We start from the raw sequence: 16,412 nt of genomic DNA, 5'->3' as shown, positions 1-16,412 counted from the left end.
GGTCCGCCGCCGCGCCGTGGTCACTCGCTCTTCCACTCGGCCGGCCGGCGCTCGTCGAGCAGCCGGTCCGTCACGCTCTCGCGCAGCGACGGCCGGCGCGCCGCGGCTCCCTCGTACCACCGCCCGTACCGGTCCGCCAGGACGACGGACGAGAGCCCGTGCAGCAGGATGCTGAGCCCGATGGTGAGGGCGACCACCGTGCCGGTCGGCAGGGCCCCGGGGGCCGCTTCGGTCGCCACGAGCAGACCGAGCACGAGGGACGGCAGACCGCGGGAACCGAACCAGGCGGTGTAGAGCACGGTGGGCGCCCGCAGCCCGCTGCCCACGAACGCGAGGGCGGTGGGCAGCAGCCGGACGACGGTCAGGCTCAACACCGCGTAGCCGACGGCATGCCAGCTCAGACGCGTGAGCGCGGGTCCGAGCAGCACCGCCCCGAACACCAGGAAGCTCAGCGCGGCCAGCAGCGCGGCCAGGTGCTCGACCGCATCGAGGGTGTCGTCCGCGCCGTCCCGATCGGTGCCGGTCCGGGCCGCCGGACGCAGCGCCACCGAGAAGACGAAGCCCGCCACCCAGGCCGCGACGAACGGACTGCCCTCCGTGACCGCCGCGAGCGCGCCCGCTCCGGCGGCGAGGGCCATCGGGAGGATGCGCCGCCAGTCATGGGTGATCCGGTCCGCGGCACGCGACCGGCGCAGCAGCCACCCGCCGACGCCGCCGACCGCCAGCCCCAGCGCGGGACTGAGCAGCAGCACCCGCTGGAGGGTCCCCAGCACTCCCTGGTGTGCGGCCGCCGTGCCCGGCTGCCCGGCGAGGAGGACGGCGAAGAGCGGCAGGACCAGGCACTCGTTCAGGCCGCACTCGGCGTTGAGCCCGTGCCGCACGACCGCGGGGATGCGCGGGGCGAACACCGCGCTCTTGCTCACGGACGCGTCGGTGGGCGCGAGGATCACGGCGACCAGCAGCACTTCCCAGCCGCTCAGCCCCGGCAGCAGCGGCCACGCCAGCAGGGCGCCGCCCGCGATCGTCAACGGCAGTCCGACGGCGAGCAGACGGGCGGGGAAGAACCAGCCGCTGCGGAACTCCTCGGAACGGACGGTGGCGGCGTCGGAGAACAGCACCAGCGCCAGGGCCGCCTCGACGAGGGTGAGCACCGGTCCGGCGTCGTGCTTCAGATCGAGCAGCCCGAGCCCGACCGGACCGATGAGCACGCCGGCCGCGGTGAACACCATCGGGGCCGATACCGAGCGTGCGGTCAGTCGCCGGGAGACCAGAGCGTATCCGCCGGTGACGGCGGCTACCGCAGCGACGGCCCACCCGCCGTTTCCGCTCACCTGCGCTCCTTCGGCCGGGCGGCGGGTGCCGGGCCTCGGACATCCTGGGCTCCGGCCCGCCTGTTCGCTCGGGGGTTTCGCGGTCGCACGGAGCGTAACCCCGGGAGCCCGCGCGGTGCCGCAGCACGGGCGGCGCCCGGCGGCCGAGTCCCCTGAGTGGAGGCGGCCGCCGCCCCGCCGGCATCCCGCGGGCAGCGCGCCAAGGCCACCTGGAACGGGTGATGGCCGCCCTCCCCGGACGCGGCAGCCTACGAGGGAATTCTGCTGGCCCGCGCCCCCGAGCTGCGGGCCGCGCCCGGGCGGAACAGCCACGCGGGCGCCGCAGGGCAAAGGCCGGCCAGGGAGGAGCCGCGCATGTCCACGTCCGCCACCCCCGGCCCGAACGGCCCCGACCGCCCGAACGGTCCCGACGGCCCGGACGACCTCAGCTCAACCGAGCGCCACGAGTACGAGCGGCTCCGGCGCGCTTCCCACGTACAACACCGGAAGCTGCGCACCGCCTGTGCGGCCGTCCTCCTCGTCCTGGCCTTCCTGCTGGCCCCGCTGGGAGCCGTCGCCGCCTGGGCGCAGTCCCAGGTCTCCGACGCCGACCGTTATGTACAGACCGTCGCCCCGCTGGCCCGCGAGCCGGCGATCCAGAGCGCGGTGACCACGAGGCTGACCAACGACGTGGTCAAGGAGCTCGACGTCAAACGGGTCACCGACGCCCTCGCCAAGGAGCTCGCCCAGCGCAACGCGCCGCCGGTGGTCGTCAAGCAGACCAGGCGACTGGGCGGCCCGCTGGAGAACGCGGTGACCGACGTGGTCCACAAAGTGGTGTACAAGGTGGTCACCAGCGAAGAGTTCGCGAAGGTCTGGGACGCCGCCAACCTGCGCGCCCATGCGGCCGTGGTCAAGGTCCTCACGGGCGAGGGCACCAGCGCGATCCAGGCCCGCGGCGACACCGTCGTCCTGAACATCGGGACCGTCGTGGACAAGGTCCAGCAACGCCTCATCGACCGCGGCTTCGAGAAGGCCAAGTACATCCCCGACGTCGACCGGCAGATCGTCCTGCTGAAGACGGACAAGCTCCAGCAGGCGCAGAACGCCATGATGGTGCTCGACATCGTCGGTGTCTGGCTGCCCGTGACGGTTCTGGTGCTGGTCGTGCTGGCGGTGTGGACGGCGCCGGCCCACCGGGCCACGCTGCTGACCGCGGGCGTCGGGCTCGCCGTGATGATGCTGCTGCTCCTGGTCGGGCTCGCGTTCGCGCGCCGCCAGTACCTGGATTCGGTGCCCCCGAGCACCCAGACCCAGCAGGCCGCGGCAGCCATCTTCGACACGCTGGTGCGCTTCCTGCGGAACAGCACCTGGACGGTGTTCGTCGTCGCCGTGATCACCGCGATCGCCGCCTACCTCTACGGACCCGGCCGCCCTGCCCGCGCCGTACGCTCCGGCACCGCCCGCACCACGGGCGCGGCCGGCAGACGGCTCGCCCGCATCGGCGTGCGCACCGGGGGAGTGGGCCGGTGGCTGGATGCCCACCGGGCCTGGACGACCGGGATCGTCATCGCGATCGGTGCGCTGGTCCTGGTGCTGTGGAACTACCCGACCCCGGCCTCGGTCGCCCTCGTCCTCGGCATCGTCCTCGTCGTGCTGGTGCTGCTGGGCGTGCTCGCCGCGACCGGCACTCCGCCGTCCGCCGCCCCACCGACGCCGGCGCCGGCCGGCCCCCGTGCGGACGACTCCCCACCCGAACCCGGCTCCCGCACGGACGCTTCCCCGCCCGAACCGCCGGAGCCACCCGAACCGCCGGTTCGCCCGTAGCGGGTGATGCCGTCGGCGGCCGGTGCGCGCGACGGTGAGGGCGTACCACTGCTGTTCGGCTGGTGATCAGGAGAGAGCGATGGAGTACTTGGCGTACGACTATCCGGTCCTCGGTGCCTTCTGGACCGTGATGTGGATCTTCCTCTGGATATGGTGGCTGGTCCTGCTGTTCCGCATCATCGTCGACATCTTCCGCGACCGGAAGATGAACGGCTGGGCGAAGGCCGGCTGGCTCATCTTCGTGATGCTCGTCCCGTTCCTCGGCGTACTGGTCTACGTGATCGTGCGCGGCCGTGACATGGGTGAGCGCGAGATCCACCACGCGCGGGCACAGCAGGAGGCCATGAACGCCTACATCCGGGACGTGGCGGGAGGCCCCGCCGAAGACGTGGACCGGCTGGCCAAACTCTCCGAGCTCAAGAGCAGGGGCGACATCACCGAAGCGGAATTCCAACGGGCGAAGGAAAAGATCCTGCACTAGCAGGCCGCCGGCGGGCCGCCGCCGCGGCCGCCGGCCCTACCCCGCGCCGCGGGACGCCCGCCACATGGTGTGCTCCCGGCTGATGGCCTCCTCCGCATCGGCCACCTCTTGCGCCCACCGTGACTCGTCGTGCACCGCGGTCAGCCGCTGGTGCACGATGCTCAGTTCGGTCGCCGCGAAGGTGTAGGCCCGGCCGAGCGACTCGTACTGCCGGACCGCGAACCACGCGGCCCCGGCGCCCAGCACCGCCGCCAGTACGCCGGGCAGGTCGAAAGGGATGATGTTCAAGAGGCGCAGTACGGCGGCGAGTACGCCCAGCCCCTCGATGGTGATCAGGCCGAGCCGCCAGCGGCGGGCACGGGTGATGTTCATGGTGGCCTTGGTCCCGTACCACTGTTGTTGATCGGCGATGCGCCCGGTGAGGTAGGCCTGTTTGCGGTCCGCGAACGGGCCCCGGCGCAGCTCGGCCATGACCTCGGTGGCGGCCATCGAACCGACCGGGACCATGCTGTCGCTGGGGGCCTCCCGCAGCAGCAGAGCCAGGCGCTGGTGAAACCTGCGCTCCGCGGTATCCGCGGGCAGGTCGATGGGGAAGGGATCGCCGGCCACCGCGTACCGCCAGGACAGCGTCTTCGCCGACTCGGCCAGGGCCCGCCCGTCGTACCAGGCCCGCTCCGGCCGCTCGGTCAGCATCCAGACCTCTACGTAGACGGTCGCCAGGAACGCCAGGAGCACCATCGCCACCGCGGCGACCGCGTTCGACACCGCGCAGCCCGCGGCGGCGATCGCCAGCAGCAGCCGCCATTTCGTGCCGGTCAGGTAACGCCGCTGCCCCGACAGGGAAGCGGCGTCGGCCGACCGGAACACCGCTGGGAAATCCTCGTCCCCGAGTGTGCGCACCTCGCCCATCCGCAGCCCCGCCCCCGCCCCGCAGAGTGAGTCCCACTTACCAGAGGAAGGTGAAGTCTAGAGGCGATCGGCGGCGCCCGGGAGGGAACGCGGATCGTGGCCCGCGGTGGCGCAACCCGCTGCGCGCCGGGGCGGGGCCTCATCCGTCAGTGCGCAAAGGGCGGTTCGAAGCAACCCGACTCCAGGTACGGCCCGTTGACCTGCACCTGGTAGTTGGTCTTCTGCACGAACGCGGTGACGCAGGCGTCCTTGTGGACGCGGAGACCGATACGGGCGCCTTCGGCCGTGACGTAGTGGTCGCCGCTGAATCGGGGTTCCATGCCCCGCACATCGAGCGTCCCGCCGAGCTGCTCGCCCTTGGAACCGGTCTGCTGCTCCTCGTACCCGAGCGCGAGCAGCGCCGAGCGGACGCTCTTGGGGTCCCATTTCCCCTGCTTCCAGAGGCGTTTGAGGACCGGCTCGATGCGGTGGGCCTCCCGCTGCGCGTCCTTCTCGCTGGTCGCGGACATCTCGCGGGGTTGCCGGCCGGCGTTGTTCTCGTTGTGGTGCGGGGCTCCGTCATGGGCCCCTGGCTCGACATAGGGGGAGGCGCCGGGGCCGGGCGGGGTGGGGCGGGTGCTGGGACTCGCACCGGCGGACGTGTTCGGCGCACCGGCTGCGACGCGCTGCTGACCACAGGCCGTCAGGGGTATCGCGGCGCCCAGGAGGAGAAGTGCGGCGGTGAGGCGTCTTCGCCGTTGCGGCGTGGAGAGGGACATGCGCTCACTCTGCCACGACCGCCGACGTTCCGGCGGTCGTGGCCTCGGTCGCGGCCCCAACAGTGGTCACACCTCGCGGCGTTGGGGCTGTGGGGTCAGTGCGGTGTGGGCGGCGTTGAGGATGTTGCCGAAGGTACGGGTGAGGATCGGCCGGAGGAGGAGCCCGGTGAGCGGACGACCGAGCAACGGGAGGCGGATCTCGGCACGGGTGGTCCAGCGCACCTCGGTGCCGCCGTCGACCTCGGTGAACGTCATGCGGCCGAGTTCGTGCCTCGACGGCGGCAGGCTGCGTTCGACGACGTACTCGGTGGCGTACGGGGGGTCGTAGTGCGTGATGCGCTCCCGGAACCAGCCCACCAACCAGAGGTGACTGCGCACCGCGCCGACCCCGTAGGGCGCGCCCTCGCCGTGCCGGGTCAGTCGGCAACGCACCACCAAGGGCGAACTCGTGTAGTGGGTCGTCGTGGTGAGCCAGGCGAAGACCTCGTCGATCGGGGCGTCGATGACGCGTTCAACGGTCACGGTTTCCACGGCTGGGTACTCCTCTGTCGAGTGGGCACACCGCATCCGCGCGGTGCAGCTTGTCCGGGTTGCGCATGCCGTAGAGGCCGGTGATCCGTCCGTCGTGGATCTCGAACGCGACCAGCCAGTCGAGTGCGTCGCCGGTGACGAACCGGGCCGCGGGCATGCCGTTGTACGTGGCGGGCTCGGCGCGGGACGTGGCGGCGCCGGTGCGGACCACACCGAGGACGAACCGGGCGACGTCGGCGGGGCCGACGATCGGGCGGCGGGCGGCGGACACCTTCCCGCCACCATCGGAGACCACCACGACATCGGGCGCCAACAGGTCCATCAGCACCTGGACCTCGCCGGTCGTCGCGGCGAGCAGGAACCGCTGGGCGATCTCCTGGCCGGCGGCGGAATCGGGTGCGAAGCGGCGGCGCCGGGCGTGGACGTGCCCGCGTGCGCGGTGGGCGATCTGCCGGACGGTGACCTCGGTCTTGCCGATCGAGGCGGCGATCTCGCCATGGGTGTAGCCGAACACGTCGTGCAGTACGAACACCGCGCGCTCGGTCGGGTTCAGCGTCTCCAGGACGAGCATCATGGCCATCGACACCGACTCGGCCAGGATCGCGTCGTCGCCCACCTCCGGTGCGGTGCGGATGGGCTCGGGCAGCCATGTGCCGACGTACTCCTCCCGCCGTGCCTTGACCGCGCGCAGATGGTTCAGGGCCTGCCGGGTCACCGTTCGGACCAGGTAGGCGCGCGGATGCTCGACCGCGGCGGGATCGACCGTGCGCCACCGCAGATAGCTCTCCTGCAGCACGTCCTCGGCGTCGGCCGCGCTGCCCAGCATCTCGTAGGCGATGGTGAACAGCAGCGGACGGTGGGCGGTGAAGGCGTCCTCAGTCACGGCCCGCCCCCACCCCGCGTACGCGTCGGCTCCCCGGCATCACGCCCGGCATCACCCTGCTCCTCTCTTCGGCTGCCCATCGAGACACTCCGCACCGGCAAACCGTGACAGCCCCCTGCTGTGATTCGCTTCACAGCACGCGGAGTCCCCGCCGCCCCCGTCCCCTCAGCGCTCCACGCACCTGAACTCCCCACCCGGAAGCGCCAGTTCATGGCAAAGCTAAGGTGAGGCCCATGACGGACTCCGCACTCCCCGAAACCTCCTTCTGGGACGTCCCCCCGGACACGGACGTCGTCCGGTACGGCGAATACGGTCTGACCCTCGTCCGGCCCGGAACCGGCACCGACCCGGCCGGCCTCCCGGCGCACGATCCGGCCGCAGCCCGCCGCTTCGCCGCGTCCTTCGGCACCATCGACACGGTCCTCGAAGACCTGGGCACCGTCCCCGCGACGGCTGACGCCTCCGCCGGCACCCGCGCGGACCTGGAACGCGTACGGGTCGGATGCTGGGGCGGTGTCACCGAGATCACCGACCCCGGACTCGTGCACTGCAACGGCAGCTACCCGGTCGAGGAGGAAGCGGAGTCCCTCGCCAAGCGCTTCCCCAACGCCGTGATCATCGCCTCGTGCACCATCGACTACCACATGGCCTACGGGGCCTGGAAGATCATCCACCCCGACGGGACGCGGCTGTTCGCCGCCGGCTGGCACGGAGAGGACGTAGACCACTGGGACATCGAGGGCTCCCCGGCCGACGTGGCCGCCGCCTTCGGCATCACCGCACCCGAACTGTCCGACGCGGGCATCGACCTGCACGCCGCCGTCAACGTCTTCTCCTGGGGCAGCCTGTGCCGCCTCGCCCTCAGAAAGGTCGCACCCCTCGACCACACCGGCCGCACCGAGTCCCTCTTCCGCGTGCGGCACACCGAGGACGCCACCGGAAACATGGCAGAGATCTGGCTCGAAGAGTAACGCCGGTCAGCCCATTCCTTCTCCGCCCACCGCCTCGACCACCGCCTCGACCAACGCCTCGGGCAGTCCCAGGAAGCGCAGCGCGTCGGGCAGGGTCGCTCCGGGGACGGCGGCGGACCGGGCGGCCTGCTGGTAGCGGGCCCGGGCCCCGGTCCGGTCGCCGCGGGACTCTGCTGCGCGGCCGAGTCCGGCCAGCGCACGGACCCGGTGGCCGAGCCCCTTGATCCAGTGCGGATCGAGCTGCGCCAGGGCCTGTGCGTACAGCTCCTCCGCCGCGGTCGGATCCCCGGCCAGGAGGGCGAGGTCGCCGAATGCGCGCCGGGTGGCCGCCGTGGCCGAGGCGCTGCCGGCCCGTCGGGCGAACTCGGCGGCCTGGGCGTAATCGGCGCGCGCCGCGGTCGGGTCGGCGTCGATGCGGTGGTCGCCCCGGTTGACCAGCAGGTCGGCACAGTCTTCCCATGCGCCCAACTGCTCGGCGAGGGTGAGGGCTTCTTCGGTGAGCGCGCGCGCCTCCGCGCGGGCGCCGCCCGCGCCCGCGAGTCCCGCCAGCGCGTCCAGGGCCAGCGCGGCACCCCACCGCTCACCCAGCGCACGGAATCCTGCCACCGCGGTACGGAGCGCCGACTCGGCCTTCGCCCGCTGCCCGTCGCCGAGGAAGCCGAAGGCCAAGACGTAGTGCGCGGCCGCGCGCACCCACGGCTCGGGGCGGTCACATTGGGCGGAGACGAGAGCAAGGGCCGCGGGCCCGTCGCCGTCACCGGCGTTGTGCATCATCCAGAGCAGCAGAGCGGCCGGGTAGCGACCCGCCTCGGGGCCCGACCACGCCGCTGCCAGGGCCTTTTCGGCCGCGATCCGGTGCCGGCGCCACACCTCGCGGCCCGCCGGGCCGGACGCCGCGAGCAGCACACAGATCGCGTACGCCTCGCCGTGCCCGGCCGGAGGAGCGTCGCCCACGGTGTCGAGCAGTGCGACCGCCGGTGGCGCCAGCGCACCGGAGACACCCCGGATCCACCCGTACGTCGAGGCCGAGGCGAGCAGCTCAGCAGCGGTCCCGGCCTCCCCGGCCGCCACCGCCCACTGCACGGCCGCGAGCAGATCGGAGTGCTCGGCCGCGAGGACCGCCAGCCACTGGAGCTGCTCCTGCCGGCGCAGCCACGGCTCGGCGTCGCGGGCCAGCCTCAGCAGCGTCCGGGCGTGTGCCCGCCGCACCGCCGCCGTTTCGCCCGCGGCGGCCAGCCGTTCGGTGGCGTAGGCACGGATCGTCGACAGCATGCGGTAGCGGCCGCCCGCCCACTCCAGCAGCGACTTGTCGGCCAACGACTCCAGCGTTTCCTCGTCGGTGTCACACACCCGCAGCGCGGACCCGACGCTCGCCCCCTCCGCGAACACCGCGAAGCGCCGCGCGGCCCGCCTCTCCGGCTCGGACAGCAGGTCCCAGCTCCAGGCGATCACCGAGCGCAACGTCCGGTGCCGCTCGTCCACCGTCCGGGTGCCGCGCGCGGCCACGGCGAGCCGGTCGGGCAGCCGCGCCGCCAGCTCGTCGAGGCTGACCGTGCGCAGCCGGGCCGCCGCGAGCTCGATGGCCAGCGGAAGGTTGTCCAGCGCCAGGCACACGCGCCGTACGGCCTGCGGATCGGGCACGAACCCGCGTCGCACCGCGCGTCCCCGGGCGGTGAACAGCTCCACGGCCGCCCCGTCGTCGAGCGGCCGTACGGGATGCAGGTGCTCACCGATCACGCCCAGCGCCTCCCGGCTGGTCGCCAGCACCTTCAGCCGAGGAGACGCCGCCAGCAGCCGCGCCGCCAACGCGGCGACCTCCTCGACCAGATGCTCACAGTTGTCCAGGACGAGCAGGAGCGCCCGCCCCGACAGTGCCGCGACCAGACGCTCCAACGGATCCCGGTCACCGGCCGCCACATGCAGTCCCCGCTCCCGCAGGCCGAGGGCGCGCAGCAGCGCCGGCGGTACGAGCGCGCCGTCGCGCAGCGCGCCCAGCTCCACGAAGCAGACCTGCTCGGTCTCCGTCGCGCAGACCTCCACCGCCAGCCGGGTCTTGCCGACGCCACCCGGCCCGGTCAGCGTCACCAGCCGTGCCACGCCGAGGAGTCCGGCGATCGCGGCCACCTCGCCGGCCCGGCCGACGAAGGCCGTCAGCGGGGCGGGCGGCGCGGTGGGGGAGGGGGACGGGTCGGCACTGAGCAGTTCGTGATGCAGTCCGACGAGTTCCGCCGACGGATCGGTGCCCAGCTCGTCGGCGAGGTGCCGCCTGGTCTCCTCGAACACCACCAGCGCCTCGGCCTGCCCGCCGTCGGCGAACAGCGCCCGCATCAGCAGCCCGGCCAGCCGTTCCCGGAGCGGATGACGGTCGTGGAGTTCCCGCAACTCCGGTACTACGGCGCGGTGTTCGCCCAGTCGCAGCGCGGCCTCGATCCGGTCCTCGTGCGCGCAGAGCCGTAGCTCCTCCAGCCGTGCGGCGGCGGCCCGGGCCGGCTCGCTGTCGGCGGCGTCGGCGAGCGCCGGTCCCCGCCACAGCTCCAACGCCTCGCACAGCAGGGAGGCCGCCCGCTGTGCCTCGCCCTCCCGCAGCGCCGTCCGGCCCTGCTCCGCCAGCCGTTCGAACCGCCCGGCGTCGACGTCGTCGGCGGGGACGACGAGCCGGTAGCCCGCTCCGGTCCGCTCGATCGCCGCCGCCCCGCCCAGGGCCGAGCGCAGCCGGGAGATCTGGGACTGCAACGCGTGCGGCGACGGGGTGCCCTGCGGCCCGGTGCCGTCGGCCAGCCGGTCGGCCGGGACGACCTCCCCGGGCCGCACGAGCAGCAGGGTGAGCAGCGCGCGCCGCGCGGGTCCGCCCAGGGAGACCTCCGCCCCGTCGTCGCCCCACATCAGCGTCCCGCCGAGGATTCCGAAGCGCATGTGGGTGATTATCCACAGCGCCTGCGGGTGGTGAGCCACCCGCACCGGTCAGACGATCGGGCCGAGGTACGTACCGCCGGAGACGTCGAGGGTCCGGCCGGTGATCCACCGGCCCTGCGGTCCCGCCAGGAATCCGACGACATCGGCCACGTCCTCGGGCTCACCGAGCCGCCCCAGCGCGGTGACCGCCTCAAGCCCGGCGACCACCTCGGGCACGGACGTGTAGGCGGCGGTCAGGTCGGTCCGCACCGCACCCGGCGCGACCGTGTTCACCGTGATCCCGCGCCGGCCGAGCTCATTGGCCAGCGACGGGGCCAGGGACTCCAGCGCCGCCTTGGTGACGGTGTAGCCGATCTGCGTGGAGACGGCGAACCGGCTGGCCGTGGAGCCCATGTTGATGACGCGGCCGCCGTCGTTGAGCAGCGGCAGGGCCCGCTGGACGACGAAGAACGGTGCGGTGACGTTGACCGCGAGCAGCCGGTCCCATTCCGCACGGGTCACCTGCGCCACCGAACTCCCCGAAGAGATGCCCGCGTTGTTGACCAGGATGTCCAGCCCCCGCCCCGCGAGCCCGGCCGTCAACTCCTCGAACAGCCGGTCCACCGCGCCGTCGTCACCGAAGCGGGCCCGCACGGCGACGGCCCGTCCGCCCGCCTCCTCGATCCGGGCCACCGTCTCCCGGGCCGCCTCCTCGTTGTCCCCGTAGTGGACCGCGACCCACGCGCCCTCGGCAGCCAGCCGCAGCGCCACCGCCCGGCCGATGCCCCGGGACCCGCCCGTCACCAACGCCGTCTTCCCCGTCAACGCACCCGTCGTCGCAGTCATCGTCGCAGCCATCGTCAGCCCCTCACTCGGCGGCCGGTCCGCTCCGTGGAACCGGCGATGCCCCCACACTGCCGACGCCGCCTCACTGCACACTCACCGCCCGCTCACCGGGCTCCGGCAAGGCAAGGCGAGGCAAGGCAAGGGGAAACGCATCTGCCGGGACCCGAAAGAGTGCCCGGACCCGAAAAGTGCCCGGACACGCAAAAGTGCCCGGGCACACATATCCGCCCGAGCGCACAAAACTGCCCGGGCACACAAAACTGCCCGGGCACACAAAAATGCCCGGGCCGGGCCGTCTCCTCCGGTGAAAGTGGAAGGGCTGTCGGAGGAAGCGACCCGGTCCGGGTGTTGTGGTACGGGCTTCAGTGACCTCCCGGGTGGTCCGTGGCCGTGGGGCCACACCCGGGACGGCTCCCGTCCTAGCCGGCCAAGCCGCCGCCACCGGTGTGAATGCCACCGGACGGCTGGTGGTGGTGCTTCTTCTTGTGGTGCTTCTTCTTCTTGTGGTGCTTCTTCTCGACGTGCTTGACGTGGTGGCGCTCGAAGTGACGGTGCTCGACGTCGTGGCGGAGGAGCACCACGTGCCGGGACTCGTTGACGCAGGTGTTGCCGAAGGCCGGGTTCAGCAGAGCAACGATGTTGACGGTGTTGCCGCACAGGTTGATCGGAATATGGATCGGGACCTGAATGACGTTGCCCGACACCACTCCCGGGGACCCGACCGCGCCGCCGGATGCGTCACTGTCTGCGAACGCTGCCGACATGCCGCCCAGCGCAGTGCTTGCCGCCAGAGCGGCAACAGCCGTCACTCGCGTGAAGCGTGACATAAGCAAATCTCCCGATCGATCGCGGCGGCACGCTGCCGCCTCCTGTCACTTCTCTTCGGCAGCCGTGAGCTTCTGGTGAAGGGTTTGAGATCTTTTCACTCTTTCGATTCACTCTGGGTGCTCTGCCTGGACGCGGCCGGCCAGCAGTTACCGCGCCCGCCGTAGATCGGGGCGCTTGCCGGTATCCGTACGGTTGACGGCGCCTGGCCGGCGTGCGGGGCGAGCAGCACCGGCTCCTCCAGGGGGATCGTCGGCCCGCACGTGGCTTCCGCTTTTGCTGCCCCAAGCCTCCGCGGCACTCATTGACGCCGAACCAGCAGATCGAGGCACCTCGTCGAACGTTCGTCCCTATGCTGACGCCATGATCGATGTACCGCTTTCAGCGCTGGAAGTCGCGATGGTCCAAACGGGTACCCGGGCCGAGGCGACCCTGCGCGACACCGCCGCCTTCGCACGGGAAATGGAACGGCTGGGCTACCACCGGATCTGGTACGCCGAGCACCACCACTCCCCGGCCATCGGCGCGTTCCCACCCGTCGTGCTGACCGCGCACGCCGCCGCCTCGACCTCGACCATCCATCTCGGCTCGGGCGGCGTGCTGGCGCCCAACCACGCACCCCTCATGCTGGCCGAGCAGTTCGGGGCGCTGGCCGCCCTCCACCCGGACCGCATCGACCTGGGCATCGGCCGCGGCCCCGGCACCTTCGACGAGGGCATCGCCCGGGCGCTACGCCGCGGAGCCGGGCCGACGACGGACGCCGAGTATCAGGACGACGTGGCCGCGATCCTGTCCTTCCTCGTCGACGAGGTCGCCCTCGACCCGCTGCCGGAACCCTGGCTGCTGGCGTCCAGCACCGCGGGTGCCGCCCTCGCCGCGAGCCTCGGCCTGCCGATCGCCCTCGCCCACCACATCCGGCCGGACAACACCCGGGCGGCGGTGGAACGTTACCGGGCGGAGTTCATCCCCTCCCGCTGGAGCGAGCGCCCCCGGGTGCTGGTGTGCGTGGAGACGGTCTGCGCCGAAACGGAAGAAGAAGCCGCGTGGCGCATCGGGCCGATGAACGTCGTCAAGGCCGGCCTCCTGAAGGGCCTGAGCGAGATCCCCTTCCCCGCGCCCGAGGAAGCGGCCACCCACCCCTTCACGGCGCAGGAGCAGCAGGCGCTGGCCGGCTTCCGCGCCCAGCAGGCCGTCGGAACACCCGAGACCGTCCTGCACCGGCTTGCCCAACTGGCCGAGGAGACCGGAGCGGACGAACTGATGCTGACCACACCGGTCTACGACCTCCGGGACCGCATCCGTTCCTACGAACTCATCAAGAAGTACACCGGGGCCACGACAGCACCGTAAGAACCATCAGCCGCCTATGAGGCGGGATCGCCGATCGCCGGCAGCCACTCCCTCCCCCCGGGCCCCCGTACCGCTCATACCTGAGAGCTGGTCGGTGACTGCGCTCCCCCGCGGGACGCGGGGCAAAAGGGCTGATCCATAGCTTCTGGGCCGCATCCTGGCCAAACTCGGCCTGCGTGACCGGACACAGGCCGCGGTCTTCGCCTACGAGACGGGGCTGGTGCGGCCGGCGGGCTATTGAGCCGCAGCGACCGGAGAGCTTTGCCCGCCCGAGGGCGAAGTACGCGGTTGCGTCAGCGGCTCCTGGGCCGGTCGAACCAGACCGTGGCGAGCGTCGGCACGAGCCCCGCCCAGAACAGCACCTGCGGCAACGGCCGTTCGGCCCAGGGGACTTCGGCGATCAGCAGGGCGCACAGCATGGCCCAGGCCGCCTGGGCCACCACGACGCGGGACCAGCCGTGGCGGCGGATCAGGGAGCGCACGTTGAGCTGGACGCCGGCGCGCCGACGCCGGTAGCGCAGCAGTCCGCCGACCAGCCAGATGGCGGTCATCGGCACGAGATACCACACGCGCTGGCCCAGCGGGAGCGGCAACGCCCGCTGCACCTCGCCGTCGACGGCGAACAGGTCCACCATCGCCCCGGCGAGGCCGACGCAGAGCAGGGCGAGCCACCGCACCCCCCGCAGCATGCGGTACGTCGCCCGGTCCAAACCGCGTTGCAGCTCGGCGGAGTCCGGTACGGCGGCCAGCCCGCCGGCGTACAGATCGGCGGCCTGGGCTGCCGGGACGCCCGGGGCCTCGGCGGCCTGCCGGGTCTGCCGGGCCAGGGCCTCGGCGTGGGTGGGGTCGATCCGGAGGATGGCGCGGTTGAGCTGCTCGGCGAGCGTCCGGTTGCCCGAGAAGTCGGCGATCTGCTGGGCGACTTCGTGGGCGTAGACCTCCTCCGGGCCCAGTCGCAGCGCCTCCCTGGCCAGGTCGGCCGCCTCGCGCAGTACCTCGGCCATGTCCTCGTGCCGGAGTTCCTTGGCGCCGGTCGCCCGGGCGTGGCGGACCATGGACATCCGGCACACGGCGTCGGCGAGCATCGCGTAACCGAACCAGTGGTGCGGGGCAACCCGGACCGCCTCACGCAGTACGGGCTCCGCCTCGCGCCATGCCCGGTCGGGTATCCGGGTCAGTGCCCGGGCGCGCAGGATGAGCCCGCCGAAGTCCCCGGGAGCCAGTTTGAGCGCCTCGTCAGCCGCTTCGAGGGCTCGTTCCGGCTGGTCGGTGTTCAGCTGGCAGTAGCCGATCTTGATCCAGGCGCCGGTGTCGTCGGGGTTTTCGGCGAGGTGCTGCGCGAGCAGGGCCAGGGCCTGGTCGTAGCGGTCGAAATCGATGAGTGCCTGGGCCTTTTCGACGGCCGGATGCACGGTGGTCACAGCTTGCGCCTCTTCTTCAGATAGGCCACGAGGTCGTCGTACATCCCGCCGTCGTTCGCGTACATCGCCACATTGCGGGCGGCCGCGAACCACGGCTCCGTCGAAGGCGCGACCTGCCCCGCCGCGGCCAGCAGGTCCGTCATCCCGATCATGCGTACGGTCCCGGTACGCGCGGAGTCCAGCAGCGCATGCTCGGCCGCCGCCTCGCACACATGGGCCAGATCGGCCCCGGACAGCCCGTCCGTGGCCTTCACGAGCTTGCCGAGGTCGACGTTCTCGATCGGCCGCTCCCGGAGGTGGTAGCGGAGGATCGCCTCCCGGGCCGGCGCGTCGGGCGGCAGCACCAGCAAGGTCCGGTCCAGCCGGCCGGGCCGGCGCAGGGCGATGTCCACGTCCCAGGGCACGTTGGTGGCGGCGAGCACGAAAACGCCCTCGTTCGCCTCCGCCTCGACACCGTCCAGCTCGGTCAGCAACTGGTTGACGGTGTTGCGCATACCGGCGCTCTGGGTGCGGCTGCGCTTGCCGCCGAGCGCGTCGAGTTCGTCCAGGAAGACCACGCACGGGGCCTGGCGGCGCGCCGTCTGGAAGAGCTCGTGCATATTGCGCTCGGAGTTGCCGATCCACATGTCGAGCACATCGTTGACCGATACGGACAGGAAGCTCGCCCCGAGCTCCCCGGCGACGGCCCGCGCGATGAAGGTCTTGCCGCAGCCGGGCGGCCCGTACAGCAGAAGCCCGCCGCGCAGACTCTTGCCGTACAGGCGGCGCAGCTCCGGATTGCGCAACGGCGCCAGGAAGGCCGCCTCCAGCCGCTCCTTGACCTCCTGCATGCCGCCCACATCGGCGAGCCGGACGGCTCCCGGCCGCTCCACCTCCCAGGCGGCGGCGTCCCCGGGATCACCGCTGCCGTCGACGGCGAGCGGCGCCTCCACGAACCTGGGCGGCACGGCATCGCCGACCTGGTCCTCGGCGGCCTTCCAGTCGAACTTGGGAGGTTGCACGGGCGCGGGCGCGGGCGTGGGTGCGGAACCCTGCTCCGGCGCAGGTGCGGGGCTCTGCTGCGGTGCGGGTGCGGGGCTCTGCGCTGTAGGGGCCGGCGGGCCGGCGGGGTGGCCGGGCGCCGGGGTCTGCGGTGCCGACGGAAGCGCTGCCTCACCGGGCTCGGGTGCCGAAGTACCCGCCAGGGCACGGACCATCAACTCCCGTGCCTGGCCGTCACCGGGAGCGTGCTGCAGTGCCACCGCCACCTCGCTCACCGCGGCATCGCCGAGGCCCGCGGTCAGCAGCAACTCGGCGAGGTGCAGCCGCAGGGGAACGTCATCGGGCGCCGCGGCAACGGCCGAACGCATGCTCTGTATGAGGGGGGATTCCGCCGACATGACGCACACTTTACGGAGCCGGTCACGGC

General features: G+C 72.2%; 14 protein-coding genes and 1 pseudogene. 5 read left to right on the top strand and 10 right to left on the bottom strand.

Going from position 1 to position 16,412, the window contains the following annotated elements; translation table 11 throughout:
• Positions 1-20 precede the first annotated feature (20 nt).
• Complete coding sequence (locus tag ACGF4C_RS09555; protein ID WP_393564741.1) at positions 21-1,331, bottom strand: cation:proton antiporter; 1,311 nt, start codon at positions 1,329-1,331, stop codon at positions 21-23.
• 354 nt (positions 1,332-1,685) lie between these two features.
• Between ACGF4C_RS09555 and ACGF4C_RS09550 the strand changes: the two genes are divergently transcribed.
• Together ACGF4C_RS09550 and ACGF4C_RS09545 are read left to right on the top strand one after the other, a co-directional pair.
• Positions 1,686-3,137: a hypothetical protein gene (locus tag ACGF4C_RS09550; RefSeq protein ID WP_393564739.1), complete on the top strand. Its 1,452-nt coding sequence runs from the start codon at positions 1,686-1,688 to the stop codon at positions 3,135-3,137.
• A 79-nt stretch (positions 3,138-3,216) separates the two neighbouring features.
• Positions 3,217-3,618, top strand: a complete 402-nt coding sequence (locus ACGF4C_RS09545; RefSeq protein ID WP_393564737.1) for an SHOCT domain-containing protein — start codon at positions 3,217-3,219, stop codon at positions 3,616-3,618.
• A gap of 36 nt (positions 3,619-3,654) precedes the next feature.
• Here ACGF4C_RS09545 and ACGF4C_RS09540 read toward each other — a convergent pair whose 3' ends face one another.
• The 4 genes from ACGF4C_RS09540 to ACGF4C_RS09525 form a co-directional block, all read right to left on the bottom strand.
• On the bottom strand, positions 3,655-4,485 hold the full coding sequence (locus tag ACGF4C_RS09540) for a DUF4231 domain-containing protein (RefSeq protein ID WP_393564735.1): 831 nt from the start codon (positions 4,483-4,485) through the stop codon (positions 3,655-3,657).
• A gap of 188 nt (positions 4,486-4,673) precedes the next feature.
• Positions 4,674-5,285 (bottom strand): hypothetical protein, encoded by a 612-nt coding sequence (locus ACGF4C_RS09535; protein WP_393564733.1) that lies wholly within the window; start codon positions 5,283-5,285, stop codon positions 4,674-4,676.
• A 66-nt stretch (positions 5,286-5,351) separates the two neighbouring features.
• The gene (locus ACGF4C_RS09530; protein WP_393564732.1) at positions 5,352-5,816 is read right to left on the bottom strand and encodes an SRPBCC family protein; all 465 of its coding nucleotides are present in this window, start codon (positions 5,814-5,816) and stop codon (positions 5,352-5,354) included.
• The gene (locus tag ACGF4C_RS09525) at positions 5,797-6,699 is read right to left on the bottom strand and encodes an RNA polymerase sigma-70 factor (RefSeq protein WP_393564730.1); all 903 of its coding nucleotides are present in this window, start codon (positions 6,697-6,699) and stop codon (positions 5,797-5,799) included. Before ACGF4C_RS09525 ends, ACGF4C_RS09530 begins: the two co-directional genes overlap by 20 nt.
• A 233-nt stretch (positions 6,700-6,932) precedes the next feature.
• Between ACGF4C_RS09525 and ACGF4C_RS09520 the strand changes: the two genes are divergently transcribed.
• Positions 6,933-7,670, top strand: a complete 738-nt coding sequence (locus ACGF4C_RS09520; protein WP_393564728.1) for a DUF6333 family protein — start codon at positions 6,933-6,935, stop codon at positions 7,668-7,670.
• Between the two features lie 6 nt (positions 7,671-7,676).
• On the opposite strand, the gene ACGF4C_RS09515 is transcribed toward ACGF4C_RS09520, so the two are convergent.
• The 3 genes from ACGF4C_RS09515 to ACGF4C_RS09505 form a co-directional block, all read right to left on the bottom strand.
• The gene (locus tag ACGF4C_RS09515; RefSeq protein WP_393564726.1) at positions 7,677-10,583 is read right to left on the bottom strand and encodes a BTAD domain-containing putative transcriptional regulator; all 2,907 of its coding nucleotides are present in this window, start codon (positions 10,581-10,583) and stop codon (positions 7,677-7,679) included.
• 48 nt (positions 10,584-10,631) lie between these two features.
• On the bottom strand, positions 10,632-11,420 hold the full coding sequence (locus ACGF4C_RS09510) for an SDR family NAD(P)-dependent oxidoreductase (RefSeq protein ID WP_393564724.1): 789 nt from the start codon (positions 11,418-11,420) through the stop codon (positions 10,632-10,634).
• 407 nt (positions 11,421-11,827) lie between these two features.
• Positions 11,828-12,172, bottom strand: coding sequence for a chaplin (locus ACGF4C_RS09505; protein ID WP_393564723.1), 345 nt, complete (start codon positions 12,170-12,172; stop codon positions 11,828-11,830).
• A 424-nt stretch (positions 12,173-12,596) separates the two neighbouring features.
• On the opposite strand from ACGF4C_RS09505, the gene ACGF4C_RS09500 reads away from it, so the two are divergent.
• The gene (locus tag ACGF4C_RS09500; protein WP_393564722.1) at positions 12,597-13,583 is read left to right on the top strand and encodes an MsnO8 family LLM class oxidoreductase; all 987 of its coding nucleotides are present in this window, start codon (positions 12,597-12,599) and stop codon (positions 13,581-13,583) included.
• Positions 13,584-13,728: 145 nt separating this feature from the next.
• Positions 13,729-13,824: pseudogene (locus ACGF4C_RS09495) on the top strand (DNA-binding response regulator); the annotation flags it as partial.
• Between the two features lie 52 nt (positions 13,825-13,876).
• Here ACGF4C_RS09495 and ACGF4C_RS09490 read toward each other — a convergent pair.
• Positions 13,877-15,004, bottom strand: a complete 1,128-nt coding sequence (locus ACGF4C_RS09490) for a tetratricopeptide repeat protein (protein ID WP_393564720.1) — start codon at positions 15,002-15,004, stop codon at positions 13,877-13,879.
• Positions 15,001-16,383: an AAA family ATPase gene (locus ACGF4C_RS09485; RefSeq protein WP_393564719.1), complete on the bottom strand. Its 1,383-nt coding sequence runs from the start codon at positions 16,381-16,383 to the stop codon at positions 15,001-15,003. The genes ACGF4C_RS09490 and ACGF4C_RS09485 overlap by 4 nt, the downstream gene beginning before the upstream one ends.
• Positions 16,384-16,412 lie beyond the last annotated feature (29 nt).

The organism is Streptomyces sp. NPDC048197 (genome assembly GCF_043202395.1).
In the GTDB taxonomy this organism is placed as follows: Bacteria; Actinomycetota; Actinomycetes; order Streptomycetales; family Streptomycetaceae; genus Streptomyces; species Streptomyces siderophoricus.
This window is presented reverse-complemented; position numbering and strand designations above follow the sequence as displayed.

What these genes read in the sequence shown, in the direction of transcription:
- ACGF4C_RS09550 (WP_393564739.1), top strand. Translation starts at nt 1,686, where the DNA reads ATGTCCACGTCCGCCACCCCCGGCCCGAACGGCCCCGACCGCCCGAAC.
- ACGF4C_RS09545 (WP_393564737.1), top strand. Translation starts at nt 3,217, where the DNA reads ATGGAGTACTTGGCGTACGACTATCCGGTCCTCGGTGCCTTCTGGACC.
- ACGF4C_RS09535 (WP_393564733.1), bottom strand. Translation starts at nt 5,285, where the DNA reads ATGTCCCTCTCCACGCCGCAACGGCGAAGACGCCTCACCGCCGCACTT.
- ACGF4C_RS09520 (WP_393564728.1), top strand. Translation starts at nt 6,933, where the DNA reads ATGACGGACTCCGCACTCCCCGAAACCTCCTTCTGGGACGTCCCCCCG.
- ACGF4C_RS09515 (WP_393564726.1), bottom strand. Translation starts at nt 10,583, where the DNA reads ATGCGCTTCGGAATCCTCGGCGGGACGCTGATGTGGGGCGACGACGGG.
- ACGF4C_RS09510 (WP_393564724.1), bottom strand. Translation starts at nt 11,420, where the DNA reads ATGGCTGCGACGATGACTGCGACGACGGGTGCGTTGACGGGGAAGACG.
- ACGF4C_RS09505 (WP_393564723.1), bottom strand. Translation starts at nt 12,172, where the DNA reads ATGTCGGCAGCGTTCGCAGACAGTGACGCATCCGGCGGCGCGGTCGGG.
- ACGF4C_RS09500 (WP_393564722.1), top strand. Translation starts at nt 12,597, where the DNA reads ATGATCGATGTACCGCTTTCAGCGCTGGAAGTCGCGATGGTCCAAACG.
- ACGF4C_RS09485 (WP_393564719.1), bottom strand. Translation starts at nt 16,383, where the DNA reads ATGTCGGCGGAATCCCCCCTCATACAGAGCATGCGTTCGGCCGTTGCC.